The sequence below is a fragment of the Paenibacillus sp. UNC499MF genome (assembly GCF_900107975.1).
GTDB lineage: Bacteria > Bacillota > Bacilli > Paenibacillales > NBRC-103111 > Paenibacillus_F.
Map to the genome: position 1 here is coordinate 574,459 of NZ_FNVF01000001.1, position 16,297 is coordinate 590,755.

Here is a 16,297-nt window from a genome sequence, read left to right on the forward strand (position 1 = left end):
GTCAAACGGCGAATACCCTACGTTGATTATGCGGATAGATTCGAAGCTTGAATGAGGTTTCGTGCATACAGGGAGAAACAATACGTTTAGGAGGATTTGCAAATGAATATCCATGAGTATCAAGGCAAAGAAGTCCTGAAGCAGTACGGCGTTGTCGTACCTCAGGGCAAAGTGGCGTTTTCCGTGGATGAAGCGGTCGAAGCAGCTAAAGAGCTGGGCACTCAGGTCGTAGTTGTCAAAGCGCAAATTCACGCAGGCGGCCGCGGTAAAGCGGGCGGCGTGAAAGTAGCTAAAAATCTGGACGAAGTCCGGACTTATGCGGAGCAAATCCTGGGCAAGGTGCTGGTTACTCACCAAACCGGTCCTGAAGGCAAGGAAGTTAAACGCCTGCTCATCGAGCAAGGCTGCGATATCAAGAAAGAGTACTACATAGGCGTAGTTGTCGACCGCGGAACGGGCCGCGTTACGATGATGGCTTCCGAAGAAGGCGGAATGGACATCGAGGAAGTGGCCGCTAACACTCCGGAAAAGATTTTCAAAGAAATCATCGATCCGGCCATCGGCCTGCAGGCTTTCCAAGCGCGCAAACTGGCATATGCCATTAAAATTCCTCAAGAACTCGTAAATAAAGCGGTTAAGTTCATGCTTGCCCTTTACACCGCGTTCGTGGAAAAAGATTGCTCCATTGCCGAAATCAATCCGCTCGTCGTAACCGGCGACGGCAACGTAATGGCTCTTGACGCGAAACTTAACTTCGATTCCAACGCACTGTTCCGTCATAAGGACATTCTGGAGCTGCGCGACCTTGAAGAAGAAGACGAAAAGGAAATCGAAGCTTCCAAATACGACCTCAGCTACATCGCCCTTGACGGCAATATCGGCTGTATGGTTAACGGTGCGGGACTTGCCATGGCTACGATGGATATCATCAAGCACTACGGCGGAGACCCGGCTAACTTCCTTGACGTAGGGGGCGGTGCTACGAAAGAGAAAGTTACCGAAGCGTTCAAAATCATTCTTTCCGACTCGAAAGTAAAAGGCATTTTCGTCAATATTTTCGGCGGAATCATGAGATGTGACATTATTGCCGAAGGCGTTGTGGCCGCAGCCAAGGAATTGGGTCTGGACCGTCCGCTCGTCGTACGTCTGGAAGGCACCAACGTGGATCTGGGCAAGAAAATCCTGAATGAATCCGGACTGAACATCGTTTCCGCGGATTCGATGGCTGACGGCGCACAGAAAATCGTCGCGCTTGTTAAGTAATTCCGGTCTATTGAGTACAAGCTTTCTTTTCTTCAAAAAATTCAGGGGATGTGAATAATTACCATGTCTATTTTGATTGATAAAAACACAAAAGTCATTACCCAAAACATGACGGGTAAGACCGGTATGTTCCATACACTAGGCGGTCTTGAATATGGTACGCAAATGGTAGCCGGCGCTGTTCCGGGAAAAGGCGGCACACAAGTCGATTTCACGCTTGAAAACGGCTCTACCGTTACTCTTCCGGTATACAACACGGTACAAGAAGCGAAGGACGCGACAGGTGCTACGGCATCGGTTATTTACGTTCCGCCCGCTTTCGCGGCCGATTCTATCATGGAAGCCGTTGACGCGGATCTTGATCTCGTCATCTGTATCACCGAAGGTATTCCGGTTCTTGACATGGTGAAAGTTGCCCGTTATATGGAAGGCAAACGCACCCGTCTGATCGGACCGAACTGTCCGGGCGTCATTACTCCGGGCGAGTGCAAAATCGGCATTATGCCGGGTTACATTCATACTCCGGGCCACGTGGGTGTTGTATCCCGCTCCGGTACCCTGACGTATGAAGCGGTTCACCAGCTTACAACCCGCGGCATCGGCCAGTCTTCCGCAGTAGGTATCGGCGGCGACCCGGTTAAAGGCTCCGAGTTTATCGACATTCTTAAACTGTTCAACGAAGATCCGGAAACATACGCGGTCATCATGATCGGTGAAATCGGCGGATCCGCGGAAGAAGAAGCGGCCGAGTGGATTAAAGCGAACATGACGAAGCCGGTTGTCGGCTTCATCGGCGGTAAAACAGCGCCTCCGGGAAAACGCATGGGCCACGCGGGCGCCATCATTTCCGGCGGTAAAGGTACAGCGGCTGAGAAAGTGGCAACACTTGAAGCTTGCGGTATCCGCGTAGCGGCTACTCCTTCCGAAATGGGCTCCACTCTCGTGAGCGTCCTGGAAGAAAAAGGCCTGCTGGAAAAATGCATCACTAAAAAATAATAAAGCTGCCGATTTAGGCTGCTTTTATGGACGGTAAGCAACCTTCCAGTTCCCTTTGGGAATTGGAAGGTTTTTTTGTTTAGGGCTGTAAAATTTGTGAATGACAAGGGAGTGTTTTATACTATGGAGAATCGCTCTGTACTTATCGGCCTTCACGGCATATCCGGAGTGGGATGGAAGACCATCGATCTGCTGGTCCGTTCATGTTCCGATTTGAAGGATTTGCTGCATTGGCCCGCAGGCGAATATGGCCGGCTCGGCATTCCGGCAGCCAGAATCCAGCGGTTAATAGATGAATTGACTCCATTTAAAATTGAAGCTTCATTAGAAATGTACGAACGGCTTGGCATCCGCATTCTGACCCGCTTCGATCCCGGCTATCCGCGGCTGCTTGAAGAAACGGCACAGCCTCCGTGGGTTCTCTACTGCAGGGGGCGGCAGGAAGTGCTGCAAAGACCGGCACTCGCGGTCGTCGGTACGCGGACACCGACCGCTTACGGCCGGAAAGCCGCACGGGAGCTGAGCCACGCTTTGTCCGCCGCGGGCTTTGTTATCGTAAGCGGTTTGGCGCGCGGTATCGATGCGGAGGCGCACCGCGGGGCCAAAGACGGAGCGGGCGGAACGGCAGCCGTGCTCGGTGTGCCGCCCGACCGGATTTACCCGCCGGAGCATGCGAGGCTGCATGAGGAGATTATTGCCGGCGGAGGTCTCGTCATGTCCGAGTACCCGCTCGGCACGGTTCCGCACCCGGGATTATTCCCGATGCGCAACCGGGTAATCGCCGGCATCAGTCTAGGCGTGATCGTGGTGGAGGCGGCGGAAAGAAGCGGCTCCCTGATCACGGCGGATATGGCCCTGGAGGAATCAAGGGACGTGTTCGCCGTGCCGGGGCCCATCCATTCTCCCAAGAGCAGAGGAGCGCTCTCGCTTATTAAGCAGGGGGCCAAGATGGTGACGGATCCCGGGGACATTTACGAAGAATATTCCCATTTAATGTCCTCCCTAGGTGGACAAACAGGAGTTTCGGCTCAGTCGGCTTTCATGCCGTCACCCGTGCAGCAGTTGACAGAAGACGAGGCTATTCTATATCGATTGCTGTCGAGCGTGCCTGTCCCTATTGACGTCCTCCTGGAGCAGACTCAATTTACGTTTGGACATTTGCATTCAGTTCTGATATCCTTACTTTTGAAAAAGGTGATAGCGGAGCTTCCAGGCTCTTCTTACGTTTCCATATGAAATTTCTATTAAAAACGATGATGATATACATGCAGCAGCAGATGACACTGAGGGGAGGAGCATTCGACCGATGGCAGACTCATTAGTGATTGTAGAATCACCGGCTAAGGCCAAAACGATCGGTAAATATTTGGGAAGCAAATATATTGTAAAAGCGTCGATGGGTCATATCCGGGACCTTCCGAAAAGCCAGATCGGCGTTGAGGTTGAACGCGACTTCGAGCCGAAATACATTACGATCCGCGGAAAAGGCTCCGTTTTGAAGGAATTGAAGGATGCCAGCAAAAAAGTGAAAAAAGTTTATCTCGCAGCTGACCCGGATCGCGAAGGGGAAGCTATCGCCTGGCATCTGGCGCATTATCTGGAGTTAAACGATACCGACAACTGCCGCGTCGTATTCAATGAGATTACGAAGCAGGCGGTTAAAGACGCGTTCAAAACACCGCGGCCGATTAACATCGACCTGGTGAACGCGCAGCAGGCCCGTCGAATTCTCGACAGGCTGGTGGGCTATAAAATCAGCCCTCTTCTATGGAAGAAAGTCAAAAAGGGCTTATCCGCCGGCCGCGTCCAATCCGTAGCCGTCAAGCTCATTATGGACAGGGAGAACGAAATCAAAGCTTTCGTTCCCGAAGAGTACTGGACCATCACCGCGATGCTTGTGGCAGGCAAAGCCCATTTCGAAGCGAAATTTTACGGGATGGACGGTGCCAAGAGAGAGCTCGGTTCCGAGGAAGAAGTTCAAGCGGTCCTGAAAGCGATTGAAGGAGCTCCTTTTATCGTGAAGGAAGTGAAAGAAAAAGAGCGGCTTCGCAATCCTTCGCCGCCATTCATCACAAGCTCGCTTCAACAGGAAGCGGCCCGCAAGCTTAATTTCCGCGCAGCCAAAACCATGTCCGTAGCGCAGCAGTTATATGAAGGGATCGACTTGGGCAAGGAAGGTACGGTCGGTTTAATCACTTATATGCGTACCGATTCCACCCGGATTTCTCCGGTGGCCCAGGAAGAAGCCAAGGAATATATTTTGGGTAAATACGGGGAGAGCTTTTACCCGGAAACCCCGCGCGTCTATACGAAGAAGGGTTCCAACACTCAGGATGCGCACGAAGGGATACGTCCTTCATCCGTAACGCGGGATCCCGACTCCGTTAAAGAATTTTTGTCTCGGGATCAGTTCCGTTTATACAAGCTGGTTTGGGAACGTTTCGTTGCGAGCCAGATGTCGTCGGCCGTGCTGGACACGATGACGATCGACTTGAACGTCGGAAATACGGTTTTCCGGGCGGTCGGCTCCAAACTCAAGTTTCCGGGATTCATGAAAGTCTACGTGGAAGGCAATGATGACGGAACGACGGAAGAAGACAAACTGCTTCCTCCGCTTAAATCCGGGGATCAGGTCTCTTCCAATGAAATTCAACCGAAACAACACTTCACCCAACCGCCTCCGCGGTACACGGAAGCCCGTCTCGTACGCGCTCTCGAAGAACTGGGCATCGGCAGGCCGAGTACATACGCCCCGACGCTTGAGACGATCCAGAAGCGCGGTTATGTCGCCATTGAGGAAAAGAAGTTCGTGCCCACCGAGCTGGGAGAACTGGTTATCCAGCTGATGAGCGAGTTTTTCCCCGAGATTCTGGATGTGGAATTTACCGCGCAGATGGAAGAGGAGCTTGACCACGTAGGCGAAGGCAAAGAAAACTGGATCAAAGTTCTTGACGAATTTTATACTTCCTTCGAAAAACGGCTGGAATTTGCCGAGGAAGAAATGAAGGAAATCGAGATCCAGGACGAAGTTTCGGATGAAATTTGTGAGAAGTGCGGCAAACATCTTGTGTATAAAATGGGACGGTTCGGCAAGTTTCTTGCCTGCTCCGGTTTCCCGGATTGCCGCAACACAAAGCCGATCGTCAAGGATATCGGCGTCACTTGCCCGAAATGCAAGGAAGGCAAAATCGTCGAGCGCCGCAGCAAAAAGGGCCGTATTTTTTACGGCTGCGACCATTATCCCGAGTGTGACTTCGTGTCATGGGACAAACCGGTCGCCCAGCCTTGCCCGAACTGCGGTTCCATGATGATCGAGAAGCGGACGAAAACAGCCGTGAATCATCAGTGCGTGGAATGCGGATTTAAAGAAGAAGTAAAAGATGAGGCAAACGACGAAGGCTGATCGGATTGCTAACGATTGAACTAGAGGTGTGAACATTGACAGCAGGACAAAAAGTAACCGTAATCGGTGCCGGTCTGGCAGGAAGCGAAGCGGCTTTTCAAATCGCCAGCCAGGGCGTGCCCGTTGTATTGTACGAAATGCGCCCGGTGCGCAAAACACCGGCGCACATTACCGATAAATTCGCCGAGCTTGTATGCAGCAACTCGCTTCGCGCGAACGGGCTGACGAACGCGGTAGGCGTTCTGAAGCAGGAGATGAGGGAACTGAACTCTCTCATACTCTCCAGTGCCGACAAGCATGCAGTACCCGCCGGAGGCGCTCTGGCGGTGGATCGTGACGGCTTCTCCGGGGAGATCACGGATACCCTCCGCAATCATCCTCTCATTGAAGTGCGCACAGAGGAACTTAAGGAAATTCCGGACGGGATTACCGTTGTGGCTTCCGGGCCTCTCACATCCCCGGATTTGTCTTCAAGCCTGCAGGCGCTCATGGGCGAAGAGTATTTGTATTTCTACGATGCGGCCGCGCCGATCGTCGAGAAAGACTCTATCGATATGAGCAAAGTGTATCTGGCTTCCCGGTACGACAAAGGAGAAGCGGCTTATCTGAATTGCCCGATGACGGAGGCGGAGTTCGATGCTTTCTACGAAGCTCTGATCACGGCCGAAACCGCACCCGTGAAAGAATTCGAGAAAGAAATCTATTTCGAAGGCTGCATGCCGATCGAAGTAATGGCCAAACGCGGCAAACAAACCGCTCTTTACGGCCCGATGAAGCCGGTAGGTCTTATTAACCCGCATACGGGTGAGCTTCCTTACGCGGTCGTTCAGCTCCGTCAGGATAACGCGGCGGGAACGCTGTACAATCTGGTCGGGTTTCAAACGCATCTGAAATGGGGCGAGCAGAAGCGGGTCCTGCAAATGATTCCGGGTCTGGAAAACGCCGAGTTCGTGCGCTACGGGGTTATGCACCGCAACACCTTTATCAATTCTCCCCGTCTGCTGAAACCGACCTACCAGTTCAAAAACCGGGATAATCTTTTCTTTGCCGGACAAATGACCGGGGTGGAAGGTTACGTCGAATCGGCCGCATCCGGTCTGATCGCAGGTATTAACGCGGGAAGATTGGCACAGGGAATGGATTGTCTGGAGTTTCCGCTGGAAACCGCCCTTGGCAGTATGGCACAGTATATTACGACTGCGGACACGAAACATTTTCAGCCGATGAATGCTAACTTCGGTCTTTTCCCGCCGCTGGGCGAAAAAATCCGCAATAAAAAAATGAAGTACGAAAAACTTGCGGAACGGGCAATTGAGACTATTCAGAATTTTTCGCAAAATACAGTCCAGTCGGCTTGTAAGTGAAAGTGCGGCTGTGTTACGATTAAGTTGTTTTGAACGACGCTGTACACAACCACTTTAAATCAAACTCCGGAAGCAGCATCAAAACAACCTTTTGCTGCTGCTTCTTATTTTCCGTTCTCTCGCAGCAGGCAGCTTCGGAAAAGAATCGAGAGGTGAACTATGGATCCGACAAATGCGACTTTTCACGCCACCACTATATTTGCCATCCGTAAAGACGGTCGCGGGGCGATAGCCGGAGACGGCCAAGTGACTTTCGGCAACAGCATGATTATGAAGAACACGGCGAAGAAAGTGCGGCGGCTGTACCGCGGGAAAGTGATTTCCGGTTTTGCGGGGTCTGTCGCGGATGCGATTACACTGTTTGAGAAGTTCGAAGGCAAGCTGGAGGAACACCACGGTAATCTTCAGCGGGCGGCCGTAGAGCTGGCCAAGGAATGGAGATCCGACCGCGTACTGCGCAAACTGGAAGCCATGATGATCGTGATGGACGAACAGGGGCTTCTGCTTATTTCGGGTAACGGCGAAATTATCGAGCCGGACGACGGCATCGTTGCGATCGGTTCCGGGGGCAGTTTTGCCTTGGCGGCCGGGCGCGCCTTATCGCGTTATGCCACGGATATGAGCGCAGCCGACATTGCAAAAGCTTCTCTGGAAATGGCCGCAGATATTTGCGTTTTTACGAATCATAATATTATTGTGGAAGAAATATAACGCCGAGCGACGAATAATGAACAGGTAAGGCTTGGAATCAGGCTTTACCGGGCACTATATGAAGGAGGGGTTCCTTTTGAGCACAAGCTCCCTTACACCTAGACAAATCGTGCAAGAGCTGGACCGGTATATTGTCGGTCAGAAGCAGGCCAAGAAGTCCGTAGCCGTCGCCCTGCGTAACCGTTTTCGCCGCAGCAGATTGGACGAATCGATGCGTGACGAAATTGTGCCCAAAAATATCCTGATGATCGGGCCGACAGGAGTGGGCAAGACGGAAATAGCAAGAAGACTCGCTAAACTCGTCGGAGCCCCGTTTGTGAAGCTCGAAGCTACAAAATTTACCGAGGTCGGCTATGTGGGCAGGGATGTGGAGTCCATGGTCCGGGATCTCGTTGAAACATCGATACGCATGGTGAAGAGCGAACGCACCGAAAGTGTGAAAGACCGTGCGGAGGAGCTTGCCAACGAGCGTCTCGTATCCATTCTGGCACCGAGTGCGAGCCGTCCCAAATTCCAGCGCAACCCGCTGGAGATGATATTCGGCAATCAGCAGGGCGCCCAGGAACCGGAAGAGGAAGACAAAGATCCTCAGCTGGCAACGAAACGCGCGCAAATTAAAGAACAGCTTAAGCGCGGTGAACTTGAAAATTACATCGTTGAAGTCGATGTGGAAGATAATTCTCCCTCCATGCTGGATATGCTGGCCGGACAGGGACAGGATCAAGCGGGAATGAACATGCAGGAAATGTTCGGCAGCCTTCTGCCGAAACGCACGAAGAAGCGGAAGCTTCCCGTTAAGGAAGCCAGAAAAGTACTGATCCAGGACGAAGCGCAGAAGCTGATCGATATGGATGAAGTTATTCAGGAATCCATCCGGCGCGCGGAGCAAAGCGGAATCATTTTTCTGGACGAAATCGATAAAATCGCCGGCGGCGGCCGTGGAAGCGGCGGAACGGATGTTTCCCGCGAAGGCGTCCAGCGTGATATTTTGCCGATCGTGGAAGGGTCGACGGTTGTTACGAAATACGGGCCTGTTAAAACGGATTACATCCTGTTTATTGCGGCGGGGGCTTTTCATGTTTCCAAGCCTTCCGATCTTATACCGGAGCTGCAGGGGCGTTTCCCGATCCGCGTGGAACTCAGCAATTTAACGCATGAAGATTTCATTTCCATTCTCAAAGAACCTAAAAACGCGTTAACCAAGCAGTACACGGCTTTGCTGGAAACCGAAGGAATCCGGATAGATTTCAGCCAGTCCGCGATCGAGGAGATTGCGCGCATTGCCGTTGAAGTCAATCAGAATACGGAAAATATCGGTGCGCGGCGGCTGCATACCATTTTGGAGAAGCTGCTGGAAGATTTATCGTTCGAAGCTCCCGAGTTAAATCTGGAGGAAATGGTGATCACACCGGAATATGTCCGCGAGAAGCTGGGCGATATCGTTCAGAATCGGGATTTGAGCCAATATATTTTATAAACCGGAAGGCGTACCCGCCTTCGGTTTTCTATTCTTGGGTATAAGATTGTAGGAGGCAAGCCAATGACCTTGTTGAACAAAACGAGAAGGCTTAACCGTCTGCTCCAGAAGGAGGCGGTGAGTGCTGTCAGTTTTATGGATATGGCCGAAGTTTTGCGGGATACCATTCACTCTAATGTGTATGTGGTCAGCAGACGAGGTAAATTGTTAGGCTACGCAACGACGAATGAACTGCCGACTTCGGCTATCAATCAAATCGTGGCGGAGGAGAAAAGGTTCTCGCCCGAATTCAACCATTTTCTGCTAAAAGTAGATGAAACTACGTCGAATTCAGACGCGCTTGAAATGTTTCCAACTTTTGTGGAAGAAATGAAGAATTTAAGAGAATATACCTACTTCACCATTGTACCGATTTTAGGGGGCGGCGACAGACTTGGGACTTTAGTCCTATGCAGAACGCACTCTGCCTTTACAGATGATGATTATATATTGGCAGAGTATGGGTCGACAGTCGTAGCTATGGAGATTCTTCATATGCGGGCGGAAGAGGTTGAGCAGGAGGCAAGAAGCAAGGCAGTGGTTCAGGTGGCCATCGGTTCGTTGTCGTTCAGCGAGCTGGAGGCAGTGGAGCATATTTTCGAAGAATTAGAAGGAAAAGAAGGACTTCTCGTTGCAAGCAAGATTGCAGACCGTGTCGGAATCACTCGATCCGTGATCGTAAATGCGCTCCGTAAACTGGAGAGCGCGGGTGTTATCGAAACGCGTTCCCTCGGAATGAAAGGAACGTATATTCGCATATTGAATGAACAATTGATGCAGGCGATTGACCAAGTTAAGTCCAAAATGTAACAAAAATTTCATACTTGCACGTGAACCAAACAAAGGCCCATCTTCCTAAAGATAGGGCTTTTTTCTCATTGTCTATTTCCAGACTTTTCTTCATGATAATTTTAGCAACATTATTCTACATAATGTACACACTTTGAATAATCCTTGTGTCGAAGTTAGGAGGAATGTGAAGTTACATTATGGAATTTAGTTTCATAAAGATATAAAAGGTGGGGTAACCATGTTCTTGCTAAACCAAGCCGGATTTCAGTGGATGGAGAAATCGCTGGATGCGTCAGCCCTCCGGCAGCGGGTGATTTCCAACAATGTGGCCAACGCCGACACTCCTCATTTTAAAAGGTCAGACGTTCTGTTCGAGGAACTGCTTCAGGAGAAAATGACCGGTAACCAGCCGGTATTGGAAGGAAGACGCACTGATTCAAGACACCTTCAGATTCCGTCTAATACCAACTTACCCGGCCAAGCGATTGTTGAATCAGATCCGAACAGTTTGATGAACAACAATTTAAACAACGTCGACATGGATTACGAGATGTCATTGATGGCCAAAAATCAGCTTAAATACAACACGATGATACAAGAAATGAACAACGAGTTCCGTAAGCTCAAAATTGCGATGGATGGGAGAAGATAACGGATGAGAATTACGAATAGTTTTGACATCAGTGCATCGGCTTTAACGACGCAGCGTCTAAGAATGGATGTCATCTCTTCGAATATCGCGAATGCGGATACGACCCGTGCGTCATTCGTAAACGGGCAGTGGACACCCTACCAGCGCAAAATCGTTTCGGTTGAACCGAAAAACCAGCCAACGTTCGCCCAAATGCTAAACACGGCAATGACGGACGGGACGGGGCAGGGGGTTCGGGTTTCCGGTATTTCCGGAGATACCACGCCGTTCAAGCAGGTTTACAATCCTACGCATCCGGATGCCAACCAGCAAGGGTATGTGATGATGCCGAACGTCGACGTCGCCAAGGAAATGGTGGATATGATTTCCGCCACAAGGTCATATGAAGCAAACGTAACCGCTCTTAACGCAAGCAAAGGCATGATCTCAAAAGCGCTTGAAATCGGCAGATGATAAAAGATAAAAAAGGAGAATGAGTGTGGTAAACCCGACTTATCTAAATGCATTTTCTCCGGTGCAGACAATAAAGCAGCCGGTGGGGAGCGAGCCTGCAAGTGCCTCCCAATTTACAAAGCAGTTTTCCTCTTTTCTCAGCGAAGCCATGAACGGGTTGAATTCGGATCAGCATACGGTAGACGGACTCAACCAACAGTTTGCCAAAGGGGAATTATCGGACGTCCATCAATTGATGATTGCTTCCGAAAAAGCATCGCTCGGTTTAGAGTTCACCGTCCAGGTGCGCAATAAAGTCGTGGAAGCTTATCAGGAAGTCATGAGGATGCAGCTCTAACGGCGGCTGAACCATGATCGACATTGATTGAATCGGATGGGGTGACATTGTGAACGAAAGATTGCTCCAATATTGGGAGAAAGTCAAACAGTATTGGAATCAATATAGCAAAACGACCAAGCTTACTTTTGTAGCGGCATTGCTCGTTCTCCTATTGACTATTGGAATTATCAGCTACAATCTCGCGAAAACGGAATATTCACTGGCATATACGAATCTCCAGCCGGCGGATGCCGCCGCGATTAAAGGGTATCTGGACACGGCGAAAATTCCTTACAACCTGAGTACGGACGGCAAAAGCATTGAAGTTCCGAAAAACGAAGTCGCCAATGTCAAGCTGGGCATTGAGTCGCAAGGTTTGAACAAAGGAAGCTCGATCGGTTACGACGCATTCGCTTCGGATAGTGCTTTCGGAATGACGGACAACGAGTTCAAGGTGAAATATTTAAGCGCGGTGCAGGGTGAGCTTCAGCAGCTTATCAATTCCAACGAAGCGGTGGACAAATCGAAAGTTCTGATTTCGATGCCGGATGAGACGGTTTTCCTCGCCAACCAGAAACAGGAAGCCACGGCATCGGTCGTATTGAACGTCAAGCAGGGCTACTCGCTGGATCAAGGGCAAGTGGATACGATTTATAACCTGGTTTCTCACAGTGTTAAAAATTTGCCTTTGCAGAACATAACGATCTCCGACCAGTACGGTCAGTTCCTGGCTTACTCCAAGGAAACGAACGGCGGTCAAAGCACATCGGGCCTGGTTCAGAATCAATTCGACATCAGACGCAAGTTTGAAACAAGCGTTCAGGGAAATATTACAAATCTGCTTAACAAAATGCTCGGTCCCGATAAGGTTGTGGTCAGTGTTTTCTCGACGATGAACTTCGATCAGAAGAAAACGACGGAAAATCTGGTTACGCCTCCGAATGTGGAAGACAAGAAGGGACTTGAAATTTCTACCCAGGAATCCTCTAAAACTTCAACAAGCACAGGAGGAAACACAGGGGGAGTGGCCGGAACCGGTCAGACGGACGTTCCGGGTTATCCGGGAGGCGCGGCATCCGGAAATGCCAACTCCGAAGAAAGCAGCAAGACGGTCAATTACGAAATTAACCGCATTACGAACGATATCATCCAGACACCTTATGTCGTCAAAGATATCAGCATCAATATCGGATTTGATTCAGCCGGGAAAGACCAGGCCGCGGTAGCGGATCTGAAAGGTCTTATCGAAGGTCAAATGGCGAACATTGTTCGTGCGGCGCTTGCCGACAACAAGGTGGAATACACGCCGGCTCAAATTCAGGACAAAGTGAAAGTCGTTCCTCAAACATTCGTAACACCAACCGGAATTGCGGGTACGAATTTGCAGCAATATCTTCTGTACGGCGGAATCGGACTGGCTGCTCTGCTGCTCGGCGCGCTCGGCATGTATGCCATCAGAAGAAGGAAAAAAGCTGGAGAAGAAGAGGATGAGCTCGACCTTGCACCGGCAAAAGTGGAATATCCTACGATCGATATCGAGAATGTCTCCAACGAAAATCAAGTACGCAAGCAATTAGAGACGCTAGCCAAGAAAAAGCCGGACGAATTTGTCAATTTGCTTAGAACATGGCTGGTGGATGAATAGAGGTGTGGGTGTTTGGCAAGAGGAGCAATACAGCAGGGGTTAACGGGAAGGCAAAAAGCGGCGATTCTGCTTATCAGCCTCGGACCGGAAGTTTCTGCTCAAATTTTCAAGCATTTGCGCGAAGATGAAATTGAGCAGCTTACCCTCGAAATCGCAAATGTACGCAAGGTAGACGCATTAGAGAAAGAATCGATTTTATCGGAGTTCCACCAAATCTGCCGGGCACAGGAATATATCTCCCAAGGCGGTATCGCCTACGCGAAGGAAATTCTTGAGAAAGCGCTCGGTTCCAACAAAGCCGTCGACATTATTAACCGGCTAACGGCTAATCTGCAGGTAAGACCGTTCGATTTTGCCCGAAAAGCGGATCCTGCACAAATTTTGAACTTTATCCAAAACGAGAATTCGCAAACGATCGCACTCGTCCTTTCCTACTTACAGGCGGAACAAGCCTCGATCATTTTGTCTTCGCTGCCGCAGGAGAAGCAGGCGGACGTCGCGAAACGGATCGCTCTGATGGACAGCACGTCACCGGAAGTGATTTCTCAAGTGGAGAGAGTGCTGGAGCAGAAACTCTCGGCTACCGTTACACAGGATTACACATCGGCCGGCGGTATTTCTTCCATCGTTCAAATTTTGAACGGCGTAGACAGAGGTACGGAGCGTACCATCCTGGATTCGCTTGAAATTCAAGATCCCGAACTTGCCGAGGAGATCAAGAAGCGGATGTTCGTTTTCGAGGACATCGTCAATGTGGACAACCGTTCCATTCAGCGCATTATCCGCGATATCGAAAATGCCGACCTTCAGCTTGCGCTTAAAGTGGCGAGCGAAGAAGTCCGCGAAGCTATTTTCCGCAACATGTCCAAACGGATGGCGGAAACGTTCAAAGAAGAAATGGAATTTATGGGCCCGGTTCGGCTGCGCGATGTCGAAGAAGCGCAAACCCGGATCGTATCAACGATTCGCCGCCTAGAAGAATCCGGAGAAATCATCATCGCACGCGGTGGAGGAGACGATATTATTGTCTAACGTCCTAAAGCCTTTTCATTATGCTCCTGCGGATGAGACAAATGCTTACCGGGTACCGGTTAAACCGATTTACACGCCTCAGCCCGAGCTTGCGGACGATGAACCGCGGTTCACACCCGAAGAAGAAGCGCAGCTGAGTGAAGCGGAAAACTTGAAACGCCACATTCTCGAAGATGCGGAATCTTTTGCTCAAACCCACATGCAGCAGGCGATCCAGGAAGTGTCCGATCTGAAAGAACAGACGGAAGCCGAGATCGAAGCCTGGTGGCAGCAGCGGCGCGAAGAAGATGAGCAGCTTCAGGAGCAGGCCCGGACAACCGGTTACGAAACGGGTTATCAAGAAGGCTTGGAACAAGCCCGTCAGGATGTCAGCCAGCAGTACGATGACATGTTATCGGAAGCACGGCAGGTACTGCAGCAGGCTTATCAGGTGAAACAGCAGATGATTCAGGAAGCGGAGCCTTTTCTCATCGAACTAAGCTGCTCCATAGCGGAGAAAATCATTTCCAAGCAGTTGACCGTATCGCCGGAATGGATTGTCGAAACGATCCGCAGCGTACTGGCCCGTCGCAAAGAGAGCGGAACGATCACACTCTGCGTGGCACCCCGCCACTTCGCTTACATTCAGGATGCGCGCGAAGAACTGCTGTCGGCGATCGACTCGCAGGCTGAACTGGAAATCATACCGGATGCGAGTGTACGTGATGAAGGCTGTGTAGTCCGTTCCACGTTCGGAAGCATCGATGCCCGTATCGATACGCAGCTTCACGAGATTAAGCTGGCTTTGCAGCGGATCGCCCTTCACGGTGAAGGTGACGAATCATGAGTCAAGCAAGCCCGAATGCAGGCAAATATGTAGACTTTCTGAGACAAATGGATCCTGTCCGTGTAAACGGCAAAGTGACGCAAGTGATCGGTTTGACCGTTGAATCGGAAGGTCCGGATGTAAGTATCGGCGAGCTTTGCCACATTTATCCTCATAAATCCAATCAGCCGCTGATGGCGGAAGTGGTCGGATTCAGAGGGAACAAGGTCATTCTCATGCCGCTTGGCGAGCTGGAAGCGATAGGCCCCGGCTGCGATGTGGTCGGTACAGGCAAACCGCTGACTGTGCAGGTCGGTCACGAGCTGCTCGGTAAAGTGTTGAACGGTCTCGGCCAGCCTTTGGACGGTTCGTTCTTACCGTCAAGAATGGCACATGTTTCGACGAACAATGTCCCAAGCAATCCTTTGTCAAGACCTCGGGTTCAAGAGCCTCTCGGCGTCGGTGTCCGTGCGATTGACGGGCTGCTGACCGTAGGCAAGGGGCAGCGGGTCGGTATTTTCGCCGGTTCCGGTGTGGGCAAAAGCACCCTGCTCGGCATGGTTGCGAGAAACACGTCGGCGGACGTTAACGTGATCGCGCTTATCGGAGAACGGGGCCGCGAGGTTCTGGAATTCGTCGAGAAAGATCTCGGGCCGGAAGGCCTGGCGCGTTCTGTCGTGATCGTCGCTACGTCGGACCAGCCGGCGATGGTCCGGATCAAAGGAGCTTTCATCGCAACGAGCATCGCCGAATATTTCCGGGACCGCGGGATGAACGTCATGCTCATGATGGATTCCGTAACACGCTTCGCGATGGCACAGCGTGAAGTCGGTCTGGCGGTAGGAGAGCCTCCGGCGACGAGAGGATACACACCTTCGGTTTTCGCGCTTCTGCCCAAGCTGCTTGAACGGTCCGGAACCGGTTTGAAAGGTTCGATTACGGCTTTTTACACAGTGCTGGTGGACGGTGACGATATGAATGAGCCTATCGCGGATGCGGTTCGTGGTATTCTGGACGGTCATATCGTCTTGGACCGGAATATCGCCAACAAAGGCCAATATCCCGCGATTAACGTTCTTGCCAGCGTAAGCCGGGTTATGAAAGAAATCGTTACCCAAGAGCAGCTCGACGCTGCGTCTCATCTCAAACGAATGCTTTCTGTTTATAAGGATTCGGAAGATTTGATAAATTTGGGGGCGTACCAGAGAGGGTCGAATCAAGAAATTGATATTTCCCTTCAGTATATGGATGAGATCCTTGATTTTGTTAAACAAAAAACCAATGAAAAAGTGACGTTGGAAGAAGCCCAACAGCGCTTGATCGATCATTTTTCGTTAGGATGAGGC

15 protein-coding genes are annotated in these 16,297 nt (G+C 50.8%); all 15 read left to right on the forward strand.

Features of this window, described 5'->3' with window-relative positions; genetic code table 11:
* Positions 1–102 precede the first annotated feature (102 nt).
* Positions 103–1,263, forward strand: a complete 1,161-nt coding sequence (gene sucC, locus C4S74_RS02605) for an ADP-forming succinate--CoA ligase subunit beta (protein ID WP_103993792.1) — start codon at positions 103–105, stop codon at positions 1,261–1,263.
* 63 nt (positions 1,264–1,326) lie between these two features.
* Positions 1,327–2,259 carry a succinate--CoA ligase subunit alpha gene (gene sucD / locus C4S74_RS02610; RefSeq protein ID WP_103993793.1) on the forward strand — a complete coding sequence of 311 codons (933 nt, stop codon included), beginning with the start codon at positions 1,327–1,329 and terminating at the stop codon, positions 2,257–2,259.
* Between the two features lie 123 nt (positions 2,260–2,382).
* Positions 2,383–3,495 (forward strand): DNA-processing protein DprA, encoded by a 1,113-nt coding sequence (gene dprA / locus C4S74_RS02615; RefSeq protein ID WP_103993794.1) that lies wholly within the window; start codon positions 2,383–2,385, stop codon positions 3,493–3,495.
* 70 nt (positions 3,496–3,565) lie between these two features.
* Positions 3,566–5,662, forward strand: coding sequence for a type I DNA topoisomerase (topA, locus tag C4S74_RS02620; RefSeq protein WP_103993795.1), 2,097 nt, complete (start codon positions 3,566–3,568; stop codon positions 5,660–5,662).
* 35 nt (positions 5,663–5,697) lie between these two features.
* Entirely contained in the window at positions 5,698–7,026 is a 1,329-nt protein-coding gene (trmFO, locus tag C4S74_RS02625) for an FADH(2)-oxidizing methylenetetrahydrofolate--tRNA-(uracil(54)-C(5))-methyltransferase TrmFO (protein WP_103993796.1), read from the forward strand.
* Positions 7,027–7,185: 159 nt separating this feature from the next.
* Positions 7,186–7,737 (forward strand): ATP-dependent protease subunit HslV, encoded by a 552-nt coding sequence (gene hslV, locus C4S74_RS02630; protein WP_103993797.1) that lies wholly within the window; start codon positions 7,186–7,188, stop codon positions 7,735–7,737.
* Between the two features lie 76 nt (positions 7,738–7,813).
* The gene (hslU, locus tag C4S74_RS02635) at positions 7,814–9,214 is read left to right on the forward strand and encodes an ATP-dependent protease ATPase subunit HslU (RefSeq protein WP_103993798.1); all 1,401 of its coding nucleotides are present in this window, start codon (positions 7,814–7,816) and stop codon (positions 9,212–9,214) included.
* Positions 9,215–9,277: 63 nt separating this feature from the next.
* Complete coding sequence (codY, locus tag C4S74_RS02640) at positions 9,278–10,063, forward strand: GTP-sensing pleiotropic transcriptional regulator CodY (protein WP_103993799.1); 786 nt, start codon at positions 9,278–9,280, stop codon at positions 10,061–10,063.
* A gap of 220 nt (positions 10,064–10,283) precedes the next feature.
* Entirely contained in the window at positions 10,284–10,697 is a 414-nt protein-coding gene (gene flgB / locus C4S74_RS02645; protein WP_103993800.1) for a flagellar basal body rod protein FlgB, read from the forward strand.
* A 3-nt stretch (positions 10,698–10,700) separates the two neighbouring features.
* The gene (flgC, locus tag C4S74_RS02650; protein ID WP_103993801.1) at positions 10,701–11,150 is read left to right on the forward strand and encodes a flagellar basal body rod protein FlgC; all 450 of its coding nucleotides are present in this window, start codon (positions 10,701–10,703) and stop codon (positions 11,148–11,150) included.
* Positions 11,151–11,175: 25 nt separating this feature from the next.
* Positions 11,176–11,487: a flagellar hook-basal body complex protein FliE gene (gene fliE / locus C4S74_RS02655; RefSeq protein WP_009674468.1), complete on the forward strand. Its 312-nt coding sequence runs from the start codon at positions 11,176–11,178 to the stop codon at positions 11,485–11,487.
* Between the two features lie 49 nt (positions 11,488–11,536).
* Entirely contained in the window at positions 11,537–13,114 is a 1,578-nt protein-coding gene (gene fliF / locus C4S74_RS02660; protein ID WP_103993802.1) for a flagellar basal-body MS-ring/collar protein FliF, read from the forward strand.
* Positions 13,115–13,126: 12 nt separating this feature from the next.
* Positions 13,127–14,146 (forward strand): flagellar motor switch protein FliG, encoded by a 1,020-nt coding sequence (gene fliG, locus C4S74_RS02665; RefSeq protein WP_103993803.1) that lies wholly within the window; start codon positions 13,127–13,129, stop codon positions 14,144–14,146.
* A complete protein-coding gene (fliH, locus tag C4S74_RS02670; RefSeq protein ID WP_103993804.1) occupies positions 14,139–14,972 on the forward strand; it encodes a flagellar assembly protein FliH in 834 nt (277 codons plus the stop codon). The genes fliG and fliH overlap by 8 nt, the downstream gene beginning before the upstream one ends.
* Positions 14,969–16,294, forward strand: coding sequence for a flagellar protein export ATPase FliI (gene fliI, locus C4S74_RS02675; RefSeq protein WP_103993805.1), 1,326 nt, complete (start codon positions 14,969–14,971; stop codon positions 16,292–16,294). Before fliH ends, fliI begins: the two co-directional genes overlap by 4 nt.
* Positions 16,295–16,297 lie beyond the last annotated feature (3 nt).